This window comes from Clostridium sp. KNHs205 (genome assembly GCF_000702945.1).
In the GTDB taxonomy this organism is placed as follows: Bacteria; Bacillota; Clostridia; order Lachnospirales; family Lachnospiraceae; genus Anaerocolumna.
Genome location: NZ_JNLE01000003.1, coordinates 1,402,517 through 1,413,561 on the forward strand (window position 1 = coordinate 1,402,517; position 11,045 = coordinate 1,413,561).

An 11,045-nucleotide genomic window follows, 5' to 3' on the forward strand; every position below is an offset into this window, starting at 1 on the left:
AGGAGGGGACACTTATGCTGACACAGGCAATTCCATTGTTTCAGGATGGGCATATATTAAGGCGGGAAATGCTGATAGCATTATCAGATTACGCTTATCTGACCAGCCAGCTGGTGTATAAAGGATATTCAGACGGCATTCTGGCTGGCTGTGAACTAACGACCACGAAAGATAATATTATATTGAACAGTGGTATCATATTTTATAACGGACAGGCTTATCTCATAAAAGAAGCTATGACTATTGCTTATTACCCAACCAATACAACCACCATACTAAAATTATATATCTCTGATGAATTAAGAGAACCTAATTTTGTGTACAGGGAAATTGATCTGATCTTAACAGAAGAAGCTGATCTTCATCAGAATGAATTAGAGTTATGCCGGTTTAAACTGCAGCAGGGAGCAAAGCTTAGAGATCAGTATCAGAACTTTGAAGACCGAAATACAGTTTTTGATACTTTAAACCGTATTTATGCACCTTTTTCCACAAAAGGTGAGAGTACTTTATCCTGGGAAATAACCAGAGCTTTTGCAAAGGAGATGTTCGCAACGAACAGTTTAACAGACCTTGATGCCTTTTTTTGTATGCAGATTTTAAATCAGCCTTACCCGGTGAGTAAAGAGGCTCTGGCTGTATACCTCAAGCAGAGCAATGTTTTGGAACTGTCAGAGTCAGATCGCTCCAATCTCGGAATCTATACAGGGCTGGTGAAGGTCCTTAAAGACAGACAGAAGGGAAAAACAAGCAGCAGTAACAAAGAGAGTACAAAAAGATGGAAGGTATCTGTTGATTGATAACTATAAAAAGCCCTACAGAATATTGACCATTCTTACAAAAATGTTTACAATTAATTTTGATTGGAACACGCCAAAGCGTGAATGGTGGATATTATGAAGTATACTATAAGGGAATTTGCAGAACTGCTGGGAGTAACTGTTGATACCTTGCGGCTGTATGAAAAACACGGTATTATCAAGCCAACAAAAGATAAAAGAAACAGCTACCGATATTTTAACGATTTTGATGCCAGAAATATGTTAATGAGCCGCTGGTACAGAAGTCTTGAGTTCTCTATGCAGGAAGCTGCCAGTCTCACCGGTAGTGCAGATCCCGATTCTATTATTGAAAAAGTTAAGGATAGGAAAAAGCAGTTGGAGGAAGAGATTAAGCAAAAAACAATGCTGCTTCAGAAAATGTCAGAGATCAACCTTGAATATGAAGAAATAAATTACAGACTGGAGAAGTGCAGCCTGAAAGAACTACCGGGCGTCTATCGAATAAAGCAGACAGAAAAGAACAGTCTGCGTAAAGATTCTTCTCTGACCGAGATAGTAGAGGAATGGATGAAATACCTGCCCTTTACCTTTTTTTCTTTTCATATAGACCGACAAGAGGTCATAAACAAAAACAACTGTTTTGATTATAATTGGGGACTTGCTTTATATGAGGAGGATGCAAGGAGACTACAGTTAAAACCTGATGAAGGGGTAGAGTATCTTCCTCCTGCTAACTGTGTATCCTCATTGATCATATCCTCCAGCGATTATATTACAAAGGATTCAATAATCTTTATGCTGGAGTACATAAAAGAAAAGGGATATAAGATCGACGGAGATATTTTTGGAAAGATTGTTCTGACGGAAACCTCAAATACCCTGCGCCAAACTTATATTGAAGTAAATATACCCGTGGAAAATTAAAGGGATATGCTTTTAGCCTCTGCTTCTGGGAAAAAATGTGCAGATAGTTTGTTATTTAACAAACTATTGACATTGGTGTTACACCAGGGTTTATGATAAAACTGCATGAATAGTGCAGAAATCATACACAACAAGGGAGAGGAAAACATGAAAAAGAAGAAATATGTTATTTTATTAACTGTTTTTATGCTATTATTAGCTGTTTTTACCGGCTGTAACAAAAAGGAACAGAACGATAAGAAAAATGAAAACGATAATAAAGCTGAGGTAACCGGTGAGGCCCAGGGGGATGTAACCTATAAAGCCGGTACCTATACAGGTGAAGCAGAAGGAAAGGATGGCCTTATTCAGATCGAGGTGACCTTCAGTGACACAGAAATAACGGATATTAAGATTGTAAATCAGACTGAGACAGAGGGTCTTGGGGATGAAGCTTTAAATACCATAAAGGATAAAGTATTAAATGGACAGACACTGGATGTGGATGCTGTATCCGGTGCTACAGAATCCAGTGATGGAATCCTGGCAGCTATTGAAAATGCAGTAAAACAGGCAGGCGGTGATGTAGATGCATTAAAAGCCAGAGAAACAGTAAAAGAAGGCGAAGGTAAGACCGAGGAACTGACTGCAGATGTGGTTGTGGTTGGTGCCGGTGCCTCCGGTGTCTCAGCGGCTGTTTCGGCAGCAGACAAAGGAGCCAAGGTAATCCTTATAGAGAAAACCGCAGTAATTGGCGGTGCCAGTAACTTATCCTGGGCAGGAAAGTTCTACAACTCATCTGCAGCTCTTGATAATGGTGTGAAGGTGGAAGTAGAAAAGGAAATATCAGACTGGATCGTTAATAATCACTGGAGAGTAGATGCGGCTGCTATCAGACAGTATGTAACAAAATCCGGAGAAACCTATGACTGGCTTGCCAAAAAAGGCTATCAGACCACCTTCCTTAATTTTGCTGGTGAACAACTCCATGTACTGCCTGCTTATAACACACGTCAGGAAATCCTTCGCAGTATGCTGGAGGCATCCGTAGTAAAAGCAGGCGGACAGGTGCTTACTGAAACAACTGGTAAAAAGCTGTTAACTAATGAAGCTGGTGCTGTTACCGGTATCAGTGCAGAGAAAGCTGACGGAACTATTCTTAATATTAATGCGAAAAGTATAGTGCTGGCAACCGGCGGTTATGCTGCCAATGCTGAAATGGTAAAAGAATTATTTGGCTTTGAAGGCGTTAACGGTGGCCTTGGGCAAAATATCGGAGAAGGTCTTCAGATGGCCTGGGACATCGGAGCGAAGGTACCTGATAATATCGGAGGGCAGATGCTCCATCAGACCCTTGCGAAAGCCACAGCTAATCTAAAGAAAGAATATACTTCCTTCCATGCAAGTTATCCTCTTATGTTGTCTTACCTGCCGAATTTTATGAACGTAGGTCCTTCCGGAGCAAGATTCAGGGATGAGGCTTCCACCCTGACAGCTGTGGCAGCTGCTAACACCAGTGCTTTTAACGGTGCTTATCATCTGGTAATTGTATCAAAAGCACAGTTGGATTTACTGGCGGCAAAAGGCATGAGCGGTGTCAACGCACCGAAACTGCCAGGGCTGCCCCCTGAATTCTACGCAGATTTTACAGACCAGTTTACCCTGGAGAATCCCTGGGCAGAGGTTGAGAAGGTATTTGACTCCATGGTTGCCAATGGTGATGGTTATAAGGGAAATACCATAGAAGAACTGGCTGAAAATGCAGGAATGGATGTAGATACCTTTACGGAGGCGTACAATAATTATGTGGAGGCTACTAAGACTGGTGTGGATACAGAGTTTGGCAAAGCTTCTGATTACCTGCTGAGCATGGGAGAGGAAGGCCCTTATTACGCAATAGTAGCTGAAATCAACAATCTGGGTTCTGTAGGCGGACTGCTTGTAAATACGAAGTTTAAAGTCCTTAATGAAGAAAGAACACCTATCAAAGGGTTATATGCAGTTGGACTGGAGTCAGAGGGAGTTCTGTTTAATGATACCTATGTTGGAAATGGTGTAGGCATCGGATATTCCTTTACCTCAGGACGTATTGGAGGAGAAAATGCTGCTGATTATGCCTTAACAGCAAAATAGCAGCCATTATGTGGTAAATTGATGACCGCGGCATAGAAACTGGATAACCAGGTACTTTCCTGGAGAATTCTGACTTTCTATGAAGCGGTTTTTCTTAATTTTTTCTTACAGAACTTACAAATTTCATCCAATATGCGTCAAACACTTGTTTTTACGCTTTAAGACAGATATAATGAGAGGTATATGAAGCAAATTTGTTACTGATATAAATTGATATTAGTTTTATCCTATAAAATAAGACTTGAATAAATAGTATTTGCACTTATTCCAGTCCTGTAAGAGATAAACAAGGTAATTCAATTTATATAACATCAGAGATATATAAGGTCAATTATGGTTTAACTGTTTACCCAGCAATAAATACAAAAGATTTAACCTTTATGACAGGCGGGAACAGAAAAAGCTAAAATTCAACTTATATAGGAGGAATTCGTGGATTTATGAGTTGCTCATAGTTTTCATGTGCCTTTTTCTATGCAGAGTAACATATAATATTTGAAATAAGGCTTAAAAGTGATATTGGAGGAAAAGAAATGCAATACATACTAATTGCCGATGATAATCAGGACATAACAGATGTTTTGTCAGCCTATTCCAAAAAAGAAGGCTTGGAACCGGTAATAGCTGGTGACGGAGAAGAAGCTTTTCGATTATTTGAAAGATACAATCCTGCTGCAGTCCTTTTGGATGTTATGATGCCAAAAGAAGATGGCTATGAAGTATGCAGAAAAATTCGCGCAGTGTCCAATGTTCCGGTGCTTTTGATTACAGCCAGGGGCGAGGACTTTGAGAAAATAATGGGGCTTGATATTGGTGCAGATGATTACATTGTAAAACCCTTCAGCCCAAGTGAAGTTATGGCAAGAGTGAGGGCAGTCCTTCGCAGAATGACAAAGACTGAGAAGGAAGTCACATCTGAAAATACAATAACAGTATGTAATATGACAATAAATCTGGATGAATATACTTTACATATCAACGGAAATAGAATGTCACTTACAAAAAAAGAAATTGAGACCATGTGGACTTTGGCAAAGAATCCTAACAAAGTATTTACCAGGGATAATCTTCTGGACAGTCTTTGGGGCTTTGATTATTTTGGTGACAGCAGAACCGTGGATTCTCACATTAAAAGGCTGCGGGCCAAATTAGATGCGCTTCCTCATCCCGAATGGAATATTAAGACCATCTGGGGGGTAGGATATAAATTTGAGATAGAAGAGGCATAACTTAAATAAGCAGTAGGATTACTATTCATTGAGAAGTATAGGAAGCTCCTTTTGTAGTTGAATGTTTGATTTGAGTGTCAAAAGGTCAGTTTTTCAGGCTTTTGACACTTAAGTCATATTTATAAAAGGAATATTGAAAACTGATTGTTAGATGAATTCCATATTCAGAAAAGAGGAATAAATGGATAGAAAGCAGCAGAGGAAGCCTTTTAACAGGCTTTTTTTTAAAGTATATATTAACTATGCCCTTGTTCTGACTCTGTTTGCCATATTGGTAGGTCTTATCTTTGTAAACCTGTATGAAAGCGCAACGAAAAAAAGCTATCAGAATAAAATGTTAAAGCAGGCAAGCTTTATAATAGATGATTTGTCCAAGGCTATCATTAATAACGAATCGGAGGAGTATCTGGATAATCAGCAGATCATACAGGATGTAGATCCTGACGAACTGGATATCTGGACCATTTCAAATCCCAATTCCACTAATCCAATGGATAAGAAGTTTGAAAATCTGAATCTGGAAAATGTAGTCTTATCACCAGATTGTATAACAGTAATAGAGGGGGCTTTTAATAGAGAGACCTTGTACCGGAGCGGTTACTACGAAGAATTCGGCGGCAATTCTGCAATCCAGGGTTACCCTGTCATTATTAACGGAGAAGTGGTAGGAGTAGTACTGCTTCGTTCAGATGTTAAGAAACAAGAGGATATTGTCAGAAGTAGTGTGACCCTGATTTATTCCAGTGTAGGAATTGCACTTTTCATTTCCTTTATTATTGCAATATTATTTGCAAGTGGTATTACGAAGCCTATCAGCTCCATGAGAATGACTGCCCTTCAATTAGCAGATGGGAAATATCAGAGTAAACTAGCCCTGAAACGGAAGGATGAGATAGGGGATCTGGCTACTACAATAGATATACTGGCAGACCGGCTGAAGGAAAATGAAGAGGAAAGGCTGAACAGGGAACAGATAAGAACGGATTTCTTTGCTAACGTTTCTCATGAACTAAGAACACCTATTACTGTTATCCGGGCGTATACTGAAACCTTACTGGATGGTGTGGTAACCGATGAAGAGAAAATATATCAGTATTATGTTAAGATCCTGGGGGAATGCAAGGGTATGGAAAGACTGGTGGGAGATCTTTTGTTGTTATCAAAAATGCAGAATCCGGATTTTGAGGTAGAGAAGGAGCCGGTTAATGTTACTCAGATTTTTGAAGATTTGCTTAAAAGCTTTTATCCCCTATGCCAGAATAAGGAAGTTGAGATGATACTTTCAGGGGATCAGCCTGCCTATACCATGATGGGAGATTATGACCGTTTAAAACAAATGTTTTTAATCATACTGGATAATGCGGTTAAGTTCTCTCATGTAAATTCTGCCATACACATAAATCTAAGCAAAAAGGATAAACTATTAATATCAATCAGAGATGAAGGCATTGGAATCTCCAAAGAAGAACTGCCCTTTATTTTTGATAAATTTTATCGTTCCAAGCTAAAGCAAAATGCACAAGGCTCAGGTCTGGGGCTTGCAATAGCAAAGCAGATTGCCTTAAAACATGAAGGTGTAATCACTGTAAACAGTGAAGAAGGGAAAGGCACCGAATTCCTGTTTTCCTTTCAAAGCTTGGAAAATTATGTAGAAGAGTTAAATATTTAGTAGTATTAGCACAATTTAAGCCTTGAAAAAAATAAAAGTCTGGGTTATAATAAGCTCATAAGAAATTCCTGGAATGTACGACACTCCTGTTATTTTGAACCTACATCAGATAATACGGGATTCCTAATTTGTAAGATTATGTCAGGCCACCGTTTGCAGTGGAAGACAGAGGCTTACCTGCGGAAACCCACCTAGCTAGCGCTAGGAGTCAAAATACGGGAAACGGCGTTTCGGGGTATTGACAAAAGATAAAGGGGCAGCGAAAGCTGCCTTTTTTTGTAGCTTTTATAGAGTATTTTATGTTTACATAATTCTGAAGTTTTGATAGAATGAAGGTTAGGAAGCTTTTCTGTTTATGAGAGCAGATGAGCTTTGGACATAAATTTATTATGCTATATTACTATAGGAGTGTTTTTAATACAATATATTTATAAAACAATATATTTAAACCCACTCTGTGAGTGGATTTATGTAATCGCCTGACAGGGTAATCTGACACAATAAAGTGCGAAAAACGCAGAAATGAGAGGTAGTTATGAAAGACGGTTTTCTGAAAGTAGCCGCAGCCACTCCGCATATTAAGGTCGCTGACTGTGAATACAATGGACAGCAGATACGAAAGTTGATTGAAGAGGCGGACAGCCTTTCTGCTAAGATATTACTGTTACCGGAGCTTTGTCTTACCGGATATACCTGCGGTGAGTTATTTCTCCAGGATACCTTGATAAATAGTGCAATAACAGAGTTAAAACGTATTGTTGATTTTACGAAGAATAGAAGAATGCTGATAACTCTTGGACTTCCGGTATTACGCCATGGAAAACTCTTTAATACCGCAGCAGTGATATTTAATGGGCGACTATTAGGATTAGTGCCTAAGAAGAACCTTCCAGGTTATTCTGAATTCTATGAAGCAAGACATTTTAATCCCGGACAGGATATTACAGAGAATTTTATTTTTTATGATGAAGCAGTTCCTTTTGGCGCCAATCTGCTGTTTACCGCATCTGATTTCAGACAGCTTACTGTTGGTGTTGAAATATGCGAAGACCTATGGGTACCCCTTGCTCCCAGCGTAAATCACTGTCTGGCTGGTGCCACAGTGATTCTGAATCCCTCTGCCAGTGATGAGACTACCGGAAAAGATATCTATCGAAGAGACCTTATAAGGATGCAGTCAGCAAAGCTGGTCTGCGGGTATGTCTATGCCTCTGCCGGTGAAGGTGAATCCAGTACAGACCTTGTATTCGGCGCACATAATATGATTGCAGAAAACGGAGCAATGGTAAAAGAATCTAAAAGATTCGCCAATGAAATGACCGTAACTGAATTGGATATGGGAAAATTAATCAGTGAGCGAAGAAGAATGACTACCTATCAGGTGGCGGAAAGAAAAGATTACACCTATGTAGAATTTGCTTTCGGCAAAGAGCTGGCAGCTTCTGAAACCCTCATTACCAGATATATAGATAAAGCGCCTTTTGTCCCCAGCAACAGAGACGACAGGGACAGACGCTGTGAAGAGATACTTAATATACAAGCCTATGGTTTAAAGAAAAGGCTTGAGCATACAGGTCTTAAAACCAGTGTCCTTGCAATCTCCGGAGGACTGGATTCTACCCTTGCATTGTTAGTGGTCTGCAAAGCCTTTGACCTTTTAGGACTTAACAGAAAAGGAATTATTACAGTTACCATGCCCTGTTTTGGCACCACAGACAGAACCTATCAGAATGCCGTGAGTCTTGCAAAAGAACTGGGAACAACATTTTTAGAAATTCCTATTCAGGAGGCAGTAAAACTGCACTTTAGGGATATCGGACATGACAGCTCTGTACATGATGTAACCTATGAGAATGTACAGGCAAGAGAGAGAACCCAGGTAATTATGGACCTGTCCAATAAATACAATGGCCTGGTAATCGGTACCGGGGATATGTCAGAGCTGGCACTGGGCTGGGCTACCTACAATGGAGACCATATGTCTATGTATGGCGTTAATTCCTCTGTTCCTAAGACGCTGGTTCGTTATCTGGTGGCTTATTATGCGCAGACCCTGGAGAATGAGACCTTAAGAACGGTACTGTTTGATATCCTGGATACTCCGGTAAGCCCGGAACTGCTGCCGCCAAAAGACGGTGAGATTGCACAAAAGACCGAAGAACTGGTGGGGCCTTATGAGCTTCATGATTTCTTTTTATACTATGTTCTTCGTTTTGGATATACACCCGGTAAAATATACAGACTTGCACTGTTAGCCTTCCACCAGGATTACAGTGAAGAGATTATATTAAAGTGGTTAAAGAGTTTTTACAGACGTTTCTTCAGTCAGCAGTTTAAGCGCTCCTGTCTGCCGGACGGTCCTAAAGTCGGTTCTGTAGCAGTATCGCCAAGAGGGGATTTAAGAATGCCCAGTGATGCAAGTGTATCTCTGTGGATGAAAGAACTGGACAGTCTCGACAAATAGAACTGATATTAAAATAGATTTTACAAAAGATCCCAGGGCTCCGGGCAATATACTGAATTTAAGCTTGCAGGAGTATTTTACAGGGTGAATTACCGGAAGAAATAAAGATAAAGGATAATTGCAGCTGCCTATCTTCCGGCTTTTGGCAGTGTGGCCAGGATGCAGACAAGTATTTGTATTTTGGCCTGGAGTATTCTTTAAATCATAGTTTTATGAGGATTTTTAGACAAACTCCATAGCAATAGGTGTCAGCAATATGGCTTTAAGAATAATCACTGATTCCGCTTCGGATGTACCGGGTTCCTTAATAAAAAGATTCAATCTTCATGTTATTCCCACACCGGTGGTCATAGAAGAAAAGGATTATTTTGACGGAGAGACAATATTTCCGGAGGAGTTCTATAAGATCCTAAAGAGCGGAACAGATGTTAAGACCTATCACATCAATTCCTTCATGTTTCATAAGCATTTTGAAACCTACGCAAAAAATGGCGATGATGTAATATATATATGCTTTTCAACGGGAATTGCAGGAACCTACAATGCTGCCAATATAGCAAAACAAGAGCTTTTAGAGGAATATCCGGATTTTGATCTTACGATTGTGGACTCTAAATGCGCCTCCTTAGGCTTTGGGCTGGTAGTGGAAAGAGCTCTTTTACTGGCAGAAAATAACGTACCGAAGAATACTATTTTAGAAGCGATTGATTTCTATTGCAATAATATGGAACATATCTTCACGGTAGAGACTTTGGAATATCTTTACAAGGGAGGAAGGCTGTCAAGAACCTCAGCGATTGCAGGTGGTCTCCTTGACATAAAGCCCATTATTGAAGTGGATGACAGCGGTGCCTTAAAACCCATAGAGAAGGTCAGAGGCAGGGGTAAATCCATCAAAAGGATAATAGATATAGTAGGCGAGCGTGGAAAAGACCTTACGGAACAGACCATAGGTCTGGTACATGGGGATGATAAAAAGACCATAACAGAAGTGAAGGAGCTCCTTACAGAAAAGTATGGCTGCACCAACTTCCTGGAGAGCTTTGTAGGCTGTGCAATAGGCGCGCATACCGGGCCTGGCATTATCGGTATTATCTTCTTAAGTGAAGTATCTCCCTATAAGGAATTGGAACAAAAGAATAAGTAAAAAGCAGGTGTATAACTGCATCGGTTCAAGCAACATAACCCAGGGGCTTCTGTCACCGGATGGTCCGGTCTCACAAGCCCCTTTATGTACTCTGTTATTGAATATCAGAATGTTCTGTACTATCAGAATTTTCTGCTTTTGCTAAGGTAGCTTTAATTGCGTTAACTAAAAATGTCTCGGTATATTTACTGCTGTCTGTCATTTCAATATTGTCAATGTCTGTTCCTTCATACAGCTGTGCTGCTATTTTTTCCAAAGAAGGTTCTACCAGAGGATAAAAAGTAGATACTGCTTCGTCAATGTTTACGATACGGATGGAATTAATATGGTCCTTATCCAATACCACTTCAAGGTTAAGAGAGGTATCACTTAAAACAAAAGTGGAATTATATACCCCCGGTATGTATTTGGCATCCGTTGTTGAATCTGTTCCGTCCCCGCCCTTATTCATAAACATAACTACAAGCAGAATAATCAATAGTATCCCCAGGCCTGCAAACAGAACTGTATATATGATTTCCTTTAAGTGAAGAACAACTATTTTGGTATTCGACATATCCTAGCACCGTGCCTTTCCTGGTTAATGTTATGCAACTTTGACATTAGCTGCCTCCATAAATCCTTTATATATTTTATTAGAAGCAGGAAAAAAATATGAATACAATTTAACTGAAGTAAAAGTCATGTTATAATACATTCACTACCTTAAATAGTGCGA

Annotated in this window: 8 protein-coding genes and 1 other RNA gene; 8 read left to right on the plus strand and 1 reads right to left on the minus strand. The window is 39.8% G+C overall.

The genetic code is table 11. From position 1 onward, the window contains the following. Positions 1 to 14: 14 nt before the first annotated feature. The 8 genes from BR73_RS0106095 (at position 15) to BR73_RS0106125 (ending at position 10,327) form a co-directional block, all read left to right on the plus strand. Positions 15 to 800 (plus strand): hypothetical protein, encoded by a 786-nt coding sequence (locus BR73_RS0106095; protein ID WP_033164805.1) that lies wholly within the window; start codon positions 15 to 17, stop codon positions 798 to 800. Positions 801 to 896: 96 nt separating this feature from the next. Further along, the gene (locus BR73_RS0106100; protein ID WP_033164806.1) at positions 897 to 1,706 is read left to right on the plus strand and encodes a MerR family transcriptional regulator; all 810 of its coding nucleotides are present in this window, start codon (positions 897 to 899) and stop codon (positions 1,704 to 1,706) included. A gap of 147 nt (positions 1,707 to 1,853) precedes the next feature. After that, the gene (locus BR73_RS0106105) at positions 1,854 to 3,818 is read left to right on the plus strand and encodes an FAD-dependent oxidoreductase (protein WP_033164807.1); all 1,965 of its coding nucleotides are present in this window, start codon (positions 1,854 to 1,856) and stop codon (positions 3,816 to 3,818) included. Positions 3,819 to 4,351: 533 nt separating this feature from the next. Then, a complete protein-coding gene (locus BR73_RS0106110; protein ID WP_033164808.1) occupies positions 4,352 to 5,047 on the plus strand; it encodes a response regulator transcription factor in 696 nt (231 codons plus the stop codon). A 181-nt stretch (positions 5,048 to 5,228) separates the two neighbouring features. Next, the gene (locus BR73_RS0106115) at positions 5,229 to 6,716 is read left to right on the plus strand and encodes an ATP-binding protein (protein WP_051685006.1); all 1,488 of its coding nucleotides are present in this window, start codon (positions 5,229 to 5,231) and stop codon (positions 6,714 to 6,716) included. A gap of 62 nt (positions 6,717 to 6,778) precedes the next feature. After that, a non-coding RNA gene (gene ssrS, locus BR73_RS28175) (6S RNA) lies at positions 6,779 to 6,957 on the plus strand. 294 nt (positions 6,958 to 7,251) lie between these two features. Continuing rightward, positions 7,252 to 9,180, plus strand: coding sequence for an NAD(+) synthase (locus BR73_RS0106120; RefSeq protein ID WP_033164809.1), 1,929 nt, complete (start codon positions 7,252 to 7,254; stop codon positions 9,178 to 9,180). Positions 9,181 to 9,436: 256 nt separating this feature from the next. Continuing rightward, positions 9,437 to 10,327, plus strand: coding sequence for a DegV family protein (locus tag BR73_RS0106125; protein ID WP_033164810.1), 891 nt, complete (start codon positions 9,437 to 9,439; stop codon positions 10,325 to 10,327). Positions 10,328 to 10,421: 94 nt separating this feature from the next. Here BR73_RS0106125 and BR73_RS0106130 read toward each other — a convergent pair whose 3' ends face one another. Next, positions 10,422 to 10,883: a hypothetical protein gene (locus BR73_RS0106130; RefSeq protein WP_033164811.1), complete on the minus strand. Its 462-nt coding sequence runs from the start codon at positions 10,881 to 10,883 to the stop codon at positions 10,422 to 10,424. Positions 10,884 to 11,045: the final 162 nt, after the last annotated feature.